Here is a 16,321-nt window from a genome sequence, read left to right on the forward strand (position 1 = left end):
CCAAATATTATACTATCATCACATAGTTGACTAGTCAACTATAAAAAAATAAAATAAAACCACTCTATTGACTTTTACTCTTAATCATAAATATTTCAATAAAATGGTTTTTTAAACTAAATATGCTTTTAAGCTTTCTGTATTACACTATTTTTCTCATATCCAAGTATTTCTTAAGTGTAGGTTCAATTCTTAAATACGCTTCAATCATCTCTTCTGGTATATCAACATGTTCTATAAAGTACTTTCCTTTTGGTCCATAACCATATTCATCGTCTTTTAGTCTCGGTATTTCCCCCATTATTAGTGATAAGTATCTATCTACTTTCCAGATTCCCTCTATATTTGTATTCTCCAACTTAATCTGATCATTAAAAAGTTTCACTTTAGGCAAAAATGGAGCATAGTTTATAAATTTCACTTTATCTTCATCACGCCATACTTTTCTAAAAGACGCATCACTTCTAAGCTGCATTGTGGGATCTTGAATCAATATAATTGATTGAGCTTCTATATCCAAAGCTTTTAGCATATCGTAGGCCTTATATGCATTATCTCCACAGTTAGTCGATTTATTTTCTCTAATTATGTCAGTTTCACTTATTCCATATACATTAATAAGTATGTTATTTATAATATCCGCTTCTGCTTTGTCCCTAGTCTCTATTGCTTGATATTCATTATTATCTTCAACATTGTTTATTAGGTACGAAGTAGAATGACCTATTCCCCCTACAACCATGATTTTATTAGCTATACCATCCTTAAAAGCTCTTTGAACTACTTCAATGGTATTAGTTATACTATTTCCGAGGAGAAGAATTATATCAGCTTTCATAATTCCGTACTTGTTATGTAACTCTTCACAACTCAACTGATTTAAATCTCTCTTGGCTAAAAACATCCCTATTTTGTTTATATCACTTATAATTTGATTATTAATAACATCACTATCATTAACCATCACTAACTTCCTTTCTTATTCAACTATATTAATTTTCATATAAAAATTTAACTTATATTAATTAACCAATTACCAATTATATAATACACCATTATCTTTGTATTTATATATTAAAAAAATAGTACTTATACATTAGATAGTTGAATTTTAGCACTTATTACTTTAAAATCTAAATATAGAGGGATTGCCTTACAATTAAATCTATTTTTTTAATATCTACACAGAAGCCAGCAGAATTTTAAAGATAGTTTTATGTTAAAAGTGTTATCCATCTTTATCAGCATATAAGGCAGAGTAGATTATAGTGCGTTAAGTGCCAGTTGGACGGGAAGTTTGCCACTGGACGAAAAGTCTTAAAGATTTGCGGTACTATGGTTGCATTCCGCTGCCACATAAAAGAGCATTTATCTCTTAATGTGGTTTATTTGCCATAATTAAAGAGAGGAGGTGCTTTTTACTTGAAAAATACAAAGACGCTTGTTTTATTGTCACTTTTTATTACTTTACAAATAATACTTACAAGATTTTTATCAATTCAAACCCCAATATTACGTATTGGATTTGGCTTTATTCCATTGATATTTTCAAGCATATTATTTGGCCCAGTACTAGGTGGAATATGCGCAGCAATTTCAGATATACTCGGTATGTTTATTTTTCCACAAGGGACTTACTTCCCTGGATTTACCTTAAGTGCTTTTTTATCTGGACTTATATATGGAAGTATTCTTCACAAGAAGAGTATATCACTTTTAAGAATATCTTTTTCATCACTCTTGGTTAAATTTATTATTGATATTGGATTAAATACTTTTTGGCTATCCATCATTACAGGTAAAGCTGTAGCTATACTTTTAATTCCTAGAGTAACAAAAACCCTAATAATGATTCCTGTAGAAATATTCTTGGTATATATATTGTGGATTTATTTAGGTTCATCTATAAAATCACAAGTAAACTAATAAATAAGGCATCAGTGAATACTCACTGATGCCTTAAGCTCTAATATATTAACTTCTTTTATTTTCATAACTTTGATTAGACTTGTTCACTCTTCCGTTGTGAAGTTCCTATCTTTAAATTAATTGCAACCATCCCAACTAAAATTAAAAGTGAACCAATAAAACTATTACCAGTTAGCTTGTCCCCAATAAATATAGAAAATATAGCTCCAAAAACAGGTTCTCCTAAATAAATTATAGCTGCATGAGTCGGATTAGTATATGGCTGCATCTCATTTTGAACCCACATTGCTATAACAGTGCAAAGTATTGTTGTTACCAAAAGAGCTATAAATACTGTTCTTGTAAACTCAAAATGTAGCTTTTCAATCCCAATAGCTGGTATAAAACTAACTATACCAACTATAAAAAGTTCTAAAGAGGTTAAAAGGCCAGAATCTACTTCTTTCGCATACTTGTCCACAAGTATTATTTGAGCAGCAAAAGCAATTGACCCTAAAAGGGTCAAAAAGTCTCCAAAATTAACTCCTGAAGCTCCTTTTGCAGATAATATATAAAGACCTATTAGGGATAATAGAATTCCTATAATTGTTTTTATATCTGGAATCTTTTTATAAATAACTGCCAACATAACTGGCACGAAGACTACATTCAACCCTGTAATAAAAGCGGAATTGCTTGAGGTTGTATATGTAAGGCCAACTACTTGAAATATAATACCTATTAGCAGTGCCGCCCCTATTAAACCTGCTATTTTTAGATCTCTTAGTTTTATAGTTTTAAACTTTTTATGAAAAAAAGCAGTTAAAATTATTGCTCCTAATGTATATCTTATAGCAATGTAACTATATGGAGGAATTGTTTTAAGAGCTACACTCATTATTGGAAAACTAAGTCCCCAAAAGGCCGTAACTGTTATAAGATATAGATCCGCCTTCATTTCTTTTGTCATTGTTTTACTCCTAATTCCTAAATATCAAAATTACTTTTCTTTATAAGAGATATCTAGTTCTAACTTATCTCCATTCTCAAAGTTTAATGGAATACTTATTACAACTGAATTTGCCTGACTAACTTCTATATTTGTGCCTGTCATTATGATAGGCGGAGTTATATCAATGCTTATATTATTTGAGTAGAATATTGTTGCTGCATTGCCTAATATCATATTGCACAACTCAGATATAGCACTTTTTGCTATCTCATCTAATTCATTTACTTCCATGCCACCCATCATAGCAGATACGATTTTCAACGCCAACCCTTTATTTAGAGAAATGTTAACACTTCCTTGTATCTGTCCTGTTAATCCTATAAGTACCATAACAGAATCAACTGAATATGGAATGGTCTTTTTGTAAATTCGACCTAAACTAGGGTTAAACCCAGTAATTTGATTTATAACATTTTTACTTGCTTCTACGATAGGATTAATATATTCTACTTTCATCTTAAGCACTCCAATCTCTTATGTTATAGGTTATTGAATAAATTATATCATTTTTATTATTTACATATCAAATTAATTTTATAGATAAACAATATACAAGTAATTAGTATAAAAATAAGTAATACTGTTAAAACATTTGTAAATCCATTGAAATATTTAGTTTTAGATAATCCAAAAATTTTATACTTTGATTTAAAGCAAAAAAGGCATCCTAATTATACAGGATACCTTATAAATAAGAAAACAATTCAGTATTAGTAGTTTTATTACACCGATTTATTTATATGTTATATCATTTTTTATTTTTATAATAACTTATCCAATGATATATTTACTTCAAAAGGCATATTATTAACAAACATTTCAATACACAATACTTTATTAGAGCTTGCCTTAGCTGTAAACTTTCCATACATTAATGTAGGCGTTGATATATCGATATTAATCCCTTCACGTTCAAAACTCATACATGCATTAGCTGTAAGCATATTGGTAAGCTCTGAGATAGCGCTTTGTGCCATTTCATTTAATTCTGGAACAGGCATTCCCATCATCATAATCTGAGCAATACTTTTTGCTGCATCTATTGTGGTAGTATATATAACATTACCTTTAACATCTCCTATTATGCCTAAAATAATTATTACACCAGGACTTTCCACTGAAGCTTCTTTTATGCTTACAGATCCCTTCCTTATTTCATTAATCCCCAACTGAGGAAATACGTTAGAAAATGCATCAAGAAAAGGATTTATATATTTGACATCCATTCTCCATCCTCCTTTTTAAAACCAACACTCATATAAATTTCTCCGAATATAGTATCTACCATAGAAGATGTAACTGTATCAAGTTCTGATTTAGATATATTTATAGATTCACCATGGAATATTGCTGGTGGCGCTACTCTAAGTCCAAATAACTTATTCTTTCTATTAATCATAGAACATCCTTGTCCAGATATTATATTATTTAACTCACTCATCATATTTATTACTTCTTCTAAATTTTTAGGTTCTCTCTTCAATACTGTTTTAGCAATATTTTCTGCGGTTTCATAAGACATATCAAATATTATTCTTCCAGAGTATTTACCTATTATTCCTATTACAACTGAAACTCCTTTAGATATCTGTTCAATATTTTCATTGTATTCTTTTTTAAATTCAGGAATAGTCTTGGCAACCTTGTTAAAGGTATCCATAAATGCTTCTTTATAGCATGGGTAATACAAATTCAGAAGTTCTCCATAAAGCTCTTCACTAGCCATTATTCTATTAATAAGCAAAGTAACTTCCTCCGCATCAGCTGGCTTTTGTATATAACCTGATACTTTAGACTTCTTTGCTTTCCTAACAATTTCCTCATCCATCATAGAACTTATTATAATAACTTTTATATTAGCATCAATTTCGTGAATAGCTCTAGTACACTCTAATCCATCTGTTCCAGGAATAGTCATATCCATTGTAACAAGATCAGGTTTAACCTCACTAACTACTTCAATAGTTTCCTCTAATGACCCAGCCTCTCCAACAACTTCAAAACCATTATCGGTAAGTATATCTCTAATAATAGCTATAGAAAATGGTGAATCGTCAACTATAACAATTTTTGTCTTTGCCATAAATAAACACTCCCAATCTAAATAATATATTGTAAATATCGAGCGTTTTTCTATATTCTTGACTGGATTTAATTTGAAAATGCTTCTATTTCTTAAAAATATAAGTTTTATAATTAAATAATTTATATTTGCCATTATATAAACTGAATATTAATAAAAATAAATGAAAAAATAATGTAAGAAATCAATTTAATTCTTGCATAAAATGGATTAAAGTTATACTATTAAATAATGAGCTAAATGCTTATTATTTTGGAGGTGTTGTATATTAATAAAAATTTAGATTTAAATGAAAATATAAGAAGTAAGGAAATAAGATTGTCTGGTGAGAATAGTCAGATTATGAAAACCGAAGATGCTCTAAGATTAGCAAGAGAACAAAATCTTGATTTGGTTATGATTTCTCCCACTGCTGTTCCCCCTGTATGTAGAATAATGGATTACAGCAAGCATTTATATGAGCAATCAAAGAAACAAAAAGAAGCTAAAAAGAATCAGAAAGTAGTAGAACTTAAAGAAGTAAGATTAAGCCCTACTATCGAAGAGCATGACATAGATATAAAATGTAATAATGCTAAAAAGTTTTTATCTAATGGAAATAAAGTAAAAGTATCAGTTAGGTTTAGAGGAAGACAAAATAACACTACTGGCATCGGCTCTAAGATTCTTGAGATTTTTATTAACAAGATTGGTGATTTGGGCGTAGTTGAAAAATCCGCTCAATTTGAAGGAAGAAATATGTTTATAATCATTTCTCCAAAAACTGTTAAATAGATTGATTATCTGTTAATCAAATTTATATAAGAAGCCTATAAGCTCACAAGCTTATAGGCTTCTTATATAAATTTATACTTAATTTTTCTTTTAAAAGATTTCCTTAAGGGAAATTATTGACATGTGGATATATCTTGTGATATCATTAAAATTTGCTATTTTTTCATTAATATATTATAATGAATTAAGCAGACTATTCATATGGAGGTGCTCTATTGTTTAAAATTGGTGATAAAATTATTTATCCTATGCAAGGTGCAGGTATAATAGACAGAGTTGAGGAAAAGGAAATTTCTCAAATCAAGTGTAGCTATTTTATAATAAATATGGTAAATAACAGTATGCAGGTTATGATACCTCAAGATAAAATATCAAATTCTGGTATAAGACCTGTATCAGATGAAGAAACACTTGAACTAGTATTACAAAGTTTTAGTACTAACGATGTAGAATTAGGCGATGCTCTTAACTATAAAGAGAGATACCAAACAAACTTAAGAAAAGTTAAAAGTGGTGATTTGAAAGAAGGTTCAGAGGTAGTTCGTGATTTACTACTACTAAATAGTAAGAAACCACTTAATTCTAGTGAAAAGCAAATGCTAAACACCGCAAAAAAACTTTTAGTCGGTGAAATATCTTTAATCAAAAATATAACTGAAGCAGAGGCATCCAATTTAATTAATTCAGTTATAGCATAAGTTATAGTTATTACAAAAAGCTACTGACATAAAGTCAGCAGCCTATTGTGTACTTACATATTCGTATCATGTTTATAATCTTATTTGCATCAATAAGCCTTTCTATAGACTTTTATAGAGTGACTAAACAAAGCTTTAAGTTTTTAGTTTCTTGATTTTATATTTGTTAGTGTAAGCAGTGCATATAATCCTCTGCTTTACTTCCATCAACTATGAAACTCTGTCCCTTAGAACAAAATACCGATGAAGAAGTATATTCAATATCAGCTTTTTTATCATATGTACTTTTAGCTATTACTTCTTCTTCGTTATGACAGAGATCATATCCATCAAAAATAAAGTTAATTCTACCTCTTCCATTACTTATACTTATAAATTCCATTCCATAATTCATAAGCTTAGAGACCGGCCCTCTACCAAATACAATTACTTTATCCCCCTCAATTACAGGGGGCTCACATTGAGAACTTAGCTTTTCCATATCAGAAATTATTCTTCCCATTTGTTCAAGCTGAACTTCAATTCTAAATCTATAATAAGGCTCAAGTATTCTATTATTTGCTTTTTCAAGGCCTTGCCTTAGCGCCCTTAGTGTAGCTTCTCTAAAATCCCCTCCACTGGTATGCTTATCATGAGCACGTCCAGTAAGCAATGAAATTTTTATATCCGTAATAGGAGCTCCAATAAGTATCCCCCTATGATCTTTTTCAAAAATATGAGTCTTTATTAAATTTTGATGACCTACTGTCAAATCATCTGCATGACATAAATTTTCAAATTTCATGCCTTGATTCCTAGCTCCCGGCTCTAATTTTATGTGCACTTCAGCATAATGCTTTAATGGTTCAAAATGTCCATATCCAACAACTAAGTCTTGGATAGTTTCTTTATATAAAATTTCACAAGGTCCAAACTCTATATCTATTTTAAATCTCTCTTCTACTACTTTTTTTAATACTTCTAGCTGGATTGTCCCCATAACATGTATTTGTATCTCTTTTAACCTATCATCCCACACTACATTCAAAGAAGGATCTTCATCTTCAAGTATTTTAAAATAACTAAACACTTCTTTCTGATTTAGCATTTTATGAAAAATCACCTTTGATTTAAGTGTAGGAACCATATCATAAGTAGCTTTATCACCAAATTCGCCTATTGCATCACCAGCATTAAATCTTGTTAATCCCGTAACTCCGAATATATCACCGGCAAAAACTTTATCAGTTGTTATATATTTATTTCCATTATAAATTCTTATTTGGTTTATCTTTTCAACCGTTTCCTCTTCTTCAGAGACTTTAATTTGATCTTTTACGTTTAAAACACCAGCTGTAGCTTTAATATAACTTATTCGGTTTCCTCTCTCATCATATTTAACTTTATACACTCTACCACTAAAATCATTTTCTTTAGAATAATTAGTATATGTTAGATAGTCTAAGTTATCTAACAGCTCCTTAACCCCAATATCCTGCAGGGCAGATCCACTAACTATCGGAAACAGCTTGTTTTGCTTTATCAAGCACCTTAATGCATCAACACATCTTTCAACTGTGTACGTCCCATTAAAGTAATCTTCCAGTAGTTCTTCATCTCTCTCCGCAATGAATTCTATTTGATATTCCTTTAACCCCTCAGTTCTAAGTACATCATCAAGATACATTATGTCCACTGTAAACTGTTTTCTAATTTCAAACATCAATTTTTCTAAATCAGAACCAACTCTATCTATTTTATTTATAAAGATAAACGTTGGTATATTGTGTGCTCTTAGTAAATGCCACAAAGTCTCTGTATAAGCTTGGATACCTTCCACAGCACTGATTATAAGTATAGCATAATCCATGACTTTTAAAGCTCTTTCCATCTCAGGGGAAAAATCTATGTGTCCCGGAGTATCTATTAAATAATATTTCGATCCATTATATTCAAAATTCGCTTGTTCTGAAAATATGGTTATACCTCTTTCCTTTTCTATGCTATGGTTATCTAAAAAGGAATTTTTATAATCTACTCTTCCCTTATTTCTTATACTATTAGTAGAAAATAATACCTGCTCCGCAAAAGTTGTTTTTCCTGCATCAACATGAGCAAGTAGTCCAATTGTCTTGTTCACTTTCTCACCCTCAGTCATACGGACGCCCCAATTCATTATAAAACTTATGTTTTCAGATTGAAGTGGCACATCTTTATATAAATATATATTAGATTATACCTGTTTAAGTTACCAAAATTCAATGTATTAATAATTATGATTATCTAATTGAATAATATTACAGTTAAGTTTTTTATTAATTACTATATTAAAAGCACACATAACAGAAACTAAAAACAAAAGACATATAATCCCATTTAATAATTGGGTTATATGTCTTTTGAAGTATTATTAAAATAACAATCTGTTATTATTTATCTTATATAATTAACTGTATTTTCTTTTCTTGGAGCTGCTTTTGCATTGTCATTAGCCTTATATCCAAAAATAGCTGAATATAACGGTTCATGCGTTTCAGGTATTCCTAATTTTTCTTTAAGCTCAGCAGCCTTTGGTGAACTAAATATATAATCTGAGCTTCCAAGCCAACAAGATCCTACTCCTATTGCTTCTGCTGCTATTAATAAATTTTCAGTAGCAGCAGCGCAATCAGCCTTTGGAACTACAGCATTCTTATCTCCTGAAACTATTATAAGTGTTGGTGCATTATAAAATGGCTTAAAGTTTGCACTTTGAGCTCTCTTAACCATAGCTTCTTGATTTGAGTTTAAAAGTACTTCCTTAAATGTTTCAGCAAGTAAATCTATAACTTCCTTGTTTTGAATTACAGTAAAATGCCATGATTGTTGGTTTATCGCACTTGGCGCGAATTTACCAGCTTCTAATATTGTCTCTAACTCATCATCCTTAATTTGCTCATCTTTAAAAACCCTTGTACTTCTTCTGTTTAATAAAACTTTTATTGCCTCACTCATCTTATTTGCCTCCTAAATACTATATAATTTCATAAAAATTGCTTATTACCTTTTCACTATAGTTTTATAAATACTTAATTAAATTTTACACTTAACTATTGTTTGGTATATAGTAGCAACTTATTCATGTAATCTATTATATCTCTTTTAGCACAAAAGTAAAGCAAATATTTTTATACAATTTACTATAATAAAGTAACCTGCGTATTATTTGTTTCTAATATGTCTTTTAAGGAACTTATTAAAACGTCATTATTTATCCTATCTTTTATAGCAATTCTAAAGTTATATCTACTTACTCCATTAAACCCTTTTGGGAGTCTTATTAAAATATTGTATTCAAAAAGCTTTTTCTGTAGCTCGTAAGCATCTATCTTTTCGTCTAAAAGCTTTAAAAACAGAAAGTTTGAATTTGATTTATATACCTTTAATCCATTAATTTCAATAAGCTTTTCATATAAATAACTTCTTTCTGACTGGATCCAATCCAAGGTAGCATTTATATACTCCTTATCATCAAAAATGCAACTAGCAGCTATTTCTGCAGCTGTATTTACACTCCACGGTTCCATATTTCTTTCAATACTCTTTATGAGTTCAACATTGCTTGTGATTCCATATCCAAGTCTAATCCCCGGCATACCAAAAAACTTTGTTGCTGCTCTTATTATAAGTAAATTATCATATTGCCTTATATATTCAACCATAGAGGCATCTTTAAACTTCGGAGCAAACTCTATGAAAGCCTCATCTATTATAAGAAACGACTTAGTTTTTTGAAGGTTTTTAAGTAATTCTAAAAACTCTGATTTCTCTATTAAAGTACCAGTTGGGTTGTTTGGGTTGCATAGCAAAACAACAGATTGTTCCTTAATACTTTCTATTAAACTTTCTAAGTTTACCCCTTCATACTCAGGCTTATATATATCAATTTCTTGTACTTCCATTTTCGCCTTTTCCCCTGCTCTTTTATATTCAGAGAAGGTTGGTCTTGATATATATAAGTTGCTGTATTCCATCGCTTCCAAGGCCCTATATATTATATCTACTGCGCCATTACCAGGAATTATATTGTCAACAGATATATTACCAATATATCTTGCAACATTTTGCCTTAACTTCATATATTCTCTATCTGGATAAACTGAAAAATCCCTAATACTTTCAAATAATGCATGTTTAAAGCATTGAGGCACACCTAATGGATTTATATTGCTACTAAAATCAATTACAGATTCATTATGTTCATATATATTACCACCATGATATTCCACTTGTAATCACTCCTTTTACTATAAAAAATGCTGCGGTTGATAATATATAAGAGCTATACATTAGTTTAATCGAATCTTTTATATAATCAACCTGTAAGTGCTTTTTATTGAATCCAATAGTAGGCTTCTCCACTGGTTTCCCAAAATAATAATTAGTCCCCCCTAGTTCTATTCCTAAAGCTCCAGCCACAGCAGCTTCTGGATGAGCCGAATTAGGACTCGAATGTTTTTTTCTATCTTTCATAAAAACAATAGCACTATTTTTATAGTCATATCTTAATATAAACGCAGCAACCACCATCATTATTCCTGTTATTCTAGCTGGTATAAAATTCACAATATCATCAAATTTAGCAGATGCCCATCCAAAGTTTAAAAACATTCCTTCTTTATATCCAACCATTGAATCCAAAGTATTTACAGCTTTATAGGCCATTGCCAAAGGTGCTCCCCCTATGAACATATAAAATAAAGGCGCTATTATACCATCAGAACAGTTTTCTGATATTGTCTCTATAACTGCTTTTGCAATTTGTTTCTCATTTAGATTCTCAGTATCCCTACCAACTATATAAGAAAGTTGTTTTCTTGCTTCAACTAAGTTTCCTTGCTTCAATATCTTGTATATTTTAAAGCCTTCACTTGCCAAACACTTTGCCGCGATAGTTGTCCACATTATAAAAATATTGACTATTATATATAAATAAATTGAAATACTCTTGCTAATCTTAAGTACAAAATAGGTCACTCCAAAACATAAACATACTGTTGTTAAAGTTAAAATAATACCTGCAACCTTTAAAGCTGTATCCTTTAGGTTCATCTTCTTTACTAAATTTTGAAACATACTTATGTATTTCCCTATAAATCTAACTGGATGTGGAAACCAGTATGGATCTCCTAAAATAAAATCAACTATTAATGCTATACATATACTTATCATAAACTATACTTCCTTATTCATATTATAGTTACTTATATAAAGTGCAAAATCACATAAATCGTAGCACTTTAGGCAGTATTTAGTCAATAATTAATATAAATTAGTTTTACTTATTGAAAATATAAATATTTATGATATAATTTTATTAATTTAATAATTCCGGTAGAAGGTGGCGGGATATATTTTAAACCGCTATTGGACGGAACTCTGGAGAGACTCTTTTTTGAGCACCGAAGGGGAAAACCATTTTCATGGTGAAACTCTCAGGTAAAAGGACAGAGCATTAGAAAAGTTTATGCATTTTTTTGTGTATAATCCTTTTTAATATTCGATCTTCAGAGGCTAATACTAATATTAGGCTCTTTTTTATTATATAGAAAAGTATATAACTTCTTTACTGTCTAATAAATCATAAAATCCCCAAGCTACCTAAAACCAGATACTTCAATGGCTTTAGAATTTTTTTATGGCTATACAGTAAAAAACAAGACTCTATCACCTGCTAATTTTTCCTCTTATACATTTGGAAAAGCAGATGTGCAAAGAAAGCTCACTGAAAAAGGTCCATTCAGCTACTTTCTTTATCTTTCGTACATAAAACATACTATTAATACAAAATAAATTTATTAAGGAGAGATGATTCAATGAGATCACTAATAACGGTTATAGGAAAGGATAAAGTAGGAATAATATATGAGGTTACTTCTGTATTAAAAGAAAGTAATGTTAATGTTTTAGATATAACTCAAACTTTACTTGATGGATTCTTCACGATGGTAATGCTTGCAGATCTTTCAAAAGCAACTATGGATTTTTCAGAGCTAAAGAAGGCTTTAGACACTTTAGGAAATAGCTTAGATGTATCAATAAGGATTCAACAAGAATCACTTTTTAACTCAATGCACACTATCTAACAAATCTAAATATCATCATACTGGAGGAATTAATTTTGATAAATACTCAAAACATACTTGAAACCATAAACATGATTGAAAAAGAAAAACTTGATATTAGAACTATAACTATGGGAATTTCTCTTTTAGATTGTTGCCATAGTGATGGTAAGATATCAAGACAACTTATATATGATAAAATCGCTAAAAGAGCTGAAAACCTTGTTAAGGTAGGAAATCAGCTTGAGGCTGAGTTCGGTATTCCTATTATAAACAAAAGAATAGCAGTTACACCTATATCCTTGGTAGCTCAAAGCTCTAGCGACACTAATTATGTTGAATATGCCAAAATTCTTGATAAAGCTGCAAAAGAAGTTGGCGTAAACTTTATCGGTGGTTTTTCTGCTCTAGTTCAAAAAGGCTATTCTAAAGGTGATAGAATACTGATTGACTCTATACCAGAAGCTCTAGCAGTTACTGAAAAAGTATGTGCTTCTATAAATGTTGGCTGTACTAAGTCAGGAATAAATATGGATGCAGTTGCCCATATGGGAGAAATAATAAAACAAGCTGCCTACTTAACAAGAGATAGAGATTCTATTGGCTGTGCTAAACTAGTTGTATTTGCAAATGCAGTTGATGATAATCCATTTATGGCAGGAGCATATCACGGTGTAGGTGAAGCAGAATCAATAATAAATTTAGGTATCAGTGGTCCTGGAGTTGTTAAGGCCGCTTTAGAGTCAGTTAGAGGTGAATCCTTCGATGTTATGGCAGAAACAATTAAGAAAACTGCTTTTAAGATAACAAGAGCCGGCCAGCTTATCGCTCACGAAGCTTCAAAAAGACTAGATACTCCTTTTGGTATTATCGACTTATCTTTAGCCCCTACCCCAGCTGTTGGTGATTCTGTTGCAAGAATATTGGAAGAGATGGGATTAGAGAGCTGTGGTTGTCACGGAACAACTGCTGCGCTAGCAATGTTAAATGATGCTGTCAAAAAAGGTGGCGTAATGGCTTCTTACCATGTAGGAGGATTAAGTGGTGCTTTCATTCCTATAAGCGAAGATGAAGGTATGATAGCAGCAGTAAAGAATGGCTCTTTAAGCTTAGAAAAACTGGAAGCAATGACTTGTGTATGTTCTGTTGGTCTTGACATGGTTGCTATACCAGGAGACACTCCAGCTTCTACAATTTCAGGTATAATAGCTGATGAAGCTGCTATAGGGGTTATAAACAACAAGACTACTGGAGTTAGAATCATACCTGTTTATGGCAAAACTTTAGGTGATGAAGTTGAATTTGGAGGACTACTAGGAACGGCCCCAATAATGGCTGTAAGCAAATACTCTTCTGAAGCTTTCATAAAAAGAGGCGGTAGAATGCCTGCGCCTATCCATAGCTTCAAGAACTAAAATAATAATTTAGAATATTAACCACTGAACAAGTATCTTAATACTGGCAGTGGTTTTTATATTTTAACTTTTATTGTGTTCTGGCTATTTTTAACACGATGTTTATCACCTCCTATGTTTAAGACTGTTACTCATACTTATCCCCAAATCAAATTATATTGTAATTCCTAAGGAATAAAAAAAGTTATATTTGACAAATTACTATACATGTATAGACTTATATAAGTTTTTTCACTATACTTATTAACTGTATATCTATAATTAATGATTAAATACTAAAACTAATATTTTAATATAAGCTTGTAACCCTAAGTATCAGATTAGTGTATACTTATAGGCATATGTACGCAACTTTTTAGCAAAGGTAATTAAATTTGTTGTGCATCATTTTTTATCTTCCAAAATAATATTAGTTATAATTCATACTTAAATCGTATAATAAAGGAGATTATTATTGTGAACTCATTCGAAAAACTATCACTTCCTGTAACTCTTATTGAGGGATTAGCGAAGTCACAAATATCAACCCCTACTGAAATTCAAGAAAAGGTTATCCCTATTGCTTTAGAAAACAAGGATATTATAGGCAAGTCACAGACTGGAAGTGGAAAAACCTTAGCTTATTTACTACCTATCTTTAACAAAATAGATTCTTCAAAAAGAGAAATGCAGTCAATTATATTGGCCCCTACTCACGAACTAGTAATGCAGATAGATAGAGAGATAAAACTTCTAGCTACAAATTCCGCTTTACCAGTAACCTCAACTTCTATAATTGGTGAAGTTAATATAAAAAGACAGATAGAAAACTTAAAAGTGAAACCACATATAGTTGTGGGCACTCCTGGTAGAGTACTAGAGCTAATTAAGCTTAAAAAAATAAGCGCTCATACGGTTAAAACCATCGTTATAGATGAAGGCGATAGATTGTTAAATGATAAGAATATTGCTCCAGTAAAAGATATAATTAAGTCTACACTTAGAGATAGACAAATAATGGTTTTCTCAGCTACCATAACTACAGAAAGTGAAAAAGCTGCAAAGGAAATAATGAAAGATCCTATACTAATTAAGCTAGACGAGGATAATAGCGTAAGTTCAACTATAGAGCATCTATTTGTTTTAACTGAGCGTAGAGATAAGATGGAAGTGCTTAGAAAGTTAATTCATGCCTCTGGTACAAAAAAAGCCATTGTCTTTATAAATAAAAGTGAAGAAACTGAAGATACTACTTTAAAGCTTCAATTTCACAAAGTAAAGGCCTATGGTATATATGGAACTAGCACTAAGGAAGAAAGAAAAAAAGCTTTAGAAGGTTTTAGAAATGGTAAATATCAAGTACTAGTAGCTTCAGATATTGCTGCCAGAGGACTTGATGTAAAAGGTATTACTCATATTTTTAATTTAGACCTACCAGAGGATCATAAAGAATATTTACATAGGGTAGGTAGAACTGGCAGAGCTGGTCAAAGTGGAACAGCTATATCAATAGTTACTGATAGAGAACTACCAACAATACATAAATTTGAAAACATCTTTAATATCAAGATATCACAAAAGGACATATATAAAGGGGAAATATTGGAACTAGATGAAGCAAAAGAACTTAAGCATGATAATTATCAGTCTAATCCTAATAAAAAGAAAAAATCTACAACTAAGAATCTAGGCCAAAAGAAAAAGTAATTTCCTTTACATAAAAAAATAAAACTATATCACTGAACACTGCTTCAATGATATAGTTTATTAAATTTGTGCAATAACAATATAATTTTACACAAATCTACATATATCTATAAGGCTCTGCTACCTCCCCCTAAAACCTGTAACTTTATATAGTCAAATGGGAAGTTAACACCTGGGCACTCAGTAGTTGGTTTTACATCTTTATGCCTTCTAAGATCTTTGATTCCGTATTTTTTTACTAAGTATTTAGATAATATTATAGCCGAATCTAGTTGCTGTTGTGTTGGTTTTTCCACCATAAAGTTTCCTTCAAAAGCTATTCCTAAAGCTATATTATTAAATCCTGGTGCATGAGACCCAACTGCATTTTCAGGTCTTCCTCTATAAATTGTCCCATCTTTTCTTATATAGAAGTGATAGCCTATTCCAGCCCACCCTCTATTTACATGAAGTTGATGTATTTCCTGAGGAGTTTTACCAAGCTCTACAGTATGATGATACACTAACATTTGTGGCTTCATCGTAAATTGTAATGGAGTTGCCCATTTGTAGTTCACCTCTACTATCTTTGGTTGAGTTTGTCTCTTGAATAAACGATTAAAAGCTCTGTGAAATTTATTCATTTTGTTCTCCTTAATATTTCTCTATATTAGCTTATGTTT

16 protein-coding genes and 2 riboswitches are annotated in these 16,321 nt (G+C 30.7%); of the genes, 6 read left to right on the plus strand and 10 right to left on the minus strand.

The window, feature by feature from the left end:
• Positions 1-142: 142 nt before the first annotated feature.
• Positions 143-964, minus strand: coding sequence for a YdcF family protein (locus tag JHL18_RS01845; RefSeq protein ID WP_200265931.1), 822 nt, complete (start codon positions 962-964; stop codon positions 143-145).
• A gap of 288 nt (positions 965-1,252) precedes the next feature.
• A riboswitch (THF riboswitch) is annotated at positions 1,253-1,354 on the plus strand.
• A 68-nt stretch (positions 1,355-1,422) separates the two neighbouring features.
• On the opposite strand from JHL18_RS01845, the gene JHL18_RS01850 reads away from it, so the two are divergent.
• On the plus strand, positions 1,423-1,926 hold the full coding sequence (locus JHL18_RS01850) for a folate family ECF transporter S component (protein WP_200265932.1): 504 nt from the start codon (positions 1,423-1,425) through the stop codon (positions 1,924-1,926).
• Positions 1,927-2,002: 76 nt separating this feature from the next.
• On the opposite strand, the gene JHL18_RS01855 is transcribed toward JHL18_RS01850, so the two are convergent.
• From JHL18_RS01855 to JHL18_RS01870, 4 genes are all read right to left on the minus strand, one after another.
• Entirely contained in the window at positions 2,003-2,878 is an 876-nt protein-coding gene (locus JHL18_RS01855; RefSeq protein WP_200265933.1) for a DMT family transporter, read from the minus strand.
• Between the two features lie 30 nt (positions 2,879-2,908).
• Entirely contained in the window at positions 2,909-3,376 is a 468-nt protein-coding gene (locus tag JHL18_RS01860; RefSeq protein WP_200265934.1) for a chemotaxis protein CheX, read from the minus strand.
• 305 nt (positions 3,377-3,681) lie between these two features.
• A complete protein-coding gene (locus tag JHL18_RS01865; protein WP_200265935.1) occupies positions 3,682-4,146 on the minus strand; it encodes a chemotaxis protein CheX in 465 nt (154 codons plus the stop codon).
• Complete coding sequence (locus JHL18_RS01870) at positions 4,128-5,003, minus strand: response regulator (RefSeq protein WP_200265936.1); 876 nt, start codon at positions 5,001-5,003, stop codon at positions 4,128-4,130. The genes JHL18_RS01865 and JHL18_RS01870 overlap by 19 nt, the downstream gene beginning before the upstream one ends.
• 240 nt (positions 5,004-5,243) lie before the next feature.
• Here JHL18_RS01870 and infC point away from each other — a divergent pair, with 240 nt between their 5' ends.
• Both infC and JHL18_RS01880 read left to right on the plus strand, forming a co-directional pair.
• Positions 5,244-5,777: a translation initiation factor IF-3 gene (gene infC / locus JHL18_RS01875; RefSeq protein ID WP_420839204.1), complete on the plus strand. Its 534-nt coding sequence runs from the start codon at positions 5,244-5,246 to the stop codon at positions 5,775-5,777.
• A gap of 215 nt (positions 5,778-5,992) precedes the next feature.
• A complete protein-coding gene (locus JHL18_RS01880; protein ID WP_200265937.1) occupies positions 5,993-6,475 on the plus strand; it encodes a CarD family transcriptional regulator in 483 nt (160 codons plus the stop codon).
• Between the two features lie 166 nt (positions 6,476-6,641).
• On the opposite strand, the gene JHL18_RS01885 is transcribed toward JHL18_RS01880, so the two are convergent.
• From JHL18_RS01885 to cbiB, 4 genes are all read right to left on the minus strand, one after another.
• A complete protein-coding gene (locus tag JHL18_RS01885; protein ID WP_200266024.1) occupies positions 6,642-8,594 on the minus strand; it encodes a GTP-binding protein in 1,953 nt (650 codons plus the stop codon).
• A 293-nt stretch (positions 8,595-8,887) separates the two neighbouring features.
• On the minus strand, positions 8,888-9,448 hold the full coding sequence (locus JHL18_RS01890; protein ID WP_200265938.1) for a nitroreductase family protein: 561 nt from the start codon (positions 9,446-9,448) through the stop codon (positions 8,888-8,890).
• A 185-nt stretch (positions 9,449-9,633) separates the two neighbouring features.
• The gene (locus JHL18_RS01895) at positions 9,634-10,722 is read right to left on the minus strand and encodes an aminotransferase class I/II-fold pyridoxal phosphate-dependent enzyme (protein WP_200265939.1); all 1,089 of its coding nucleotides are present in this window, start codon (positions 10,720-10,722) and stop codon (positions 9,634-9,636) included.
• Positions 10,703-11,665, minus strand: a complete 963-nt coding sequence (cbiB, locus tag JHL18_RS01900; RefSeq protein ID WP_200265940.1) for an adenosylcobinamide-phosphate synthase CbiB — start codon at positions 11,663-11,665, stop codon at positions 10,703-10,705. The genes JHL18_RS01895 and cbiB overlap by 20 nt, the downstream gene beginning before the upstream one ends.
• 197 nt (positions 11,666-11,862) lie before the next feature.
• A riboswitch (glycine riboswitch) is annotated at positions 11,863-11,954 on the plus strand.
• Positions 11,955-12,309: 355 nt separating this feature from the next.
• Here cbiB and JHL18_RS01905 point away from each other — a divergent pair.
• From JHL18_RS01905 to JHL18_RS01915, 3 genes are all read left to right on the plus strand, one after another.
• Complete coding sequence (locus JHL18_RS01905) at positions 12,310-12,579, plus strand: ACT domain-containing protein (RefSeq protein WP_200265941.1); 270 nt, start codon at positions 12,310-12,312, stop codon at positions 12,577-12,579.
• Between the two features lie 35 nt (positions 12,580-12,614).
• Positions 12,615-13,973 (plus strand): PFL family protein, encoded by a 1,359-nt coding sequence (locus JHL18_RS01910; RefSeq protein ID WP_200265942.1) that lies wholly within the window; start codon positions 12,615-12,617, stop codon positions 13,971-13,973.
• 453 nt (positions 13,974-14,426) lie between these two features.
• Entirely contained in the window at positions 14,427-15,659 is a 1,233-nt protein-coding gene (locus JHL18_RS01915; protein WP_200266025.1) for a DEAD/DEAH box helicase, read from the plus strand.
• 107 nt (positions 15,660-15,766) lie between these two features.
• Here the strand turns inward: JHL18_RS01915 and JHL18_RS01920 are convergent, their stop codons facing one another.
• On the minus strand, positions 15,767-16,282 hold the full coding sequence (locus JHL18_RS01920; RefSeq protein ID WP_200265943.1) for a peptidoglycan recognition protein family protein: 516 nt from the start codon (positions 16,280-16,282) through the stop codon (positions 15,767-15,769).
• Positions 16,283-16,321: the final 39 nt, after the last annotated feature.

Origin of the sequence: Clostridium yunnanense, from assembly GCF_016595795.1 — a bacterium.
GTDB classification, from domain to species: domain Bacteria; phylum Bacillota; class Clostridia; order Clostridiales; family Clostridiaceae; genus Clostridium_AR; species Clostridium_AR yunnanense.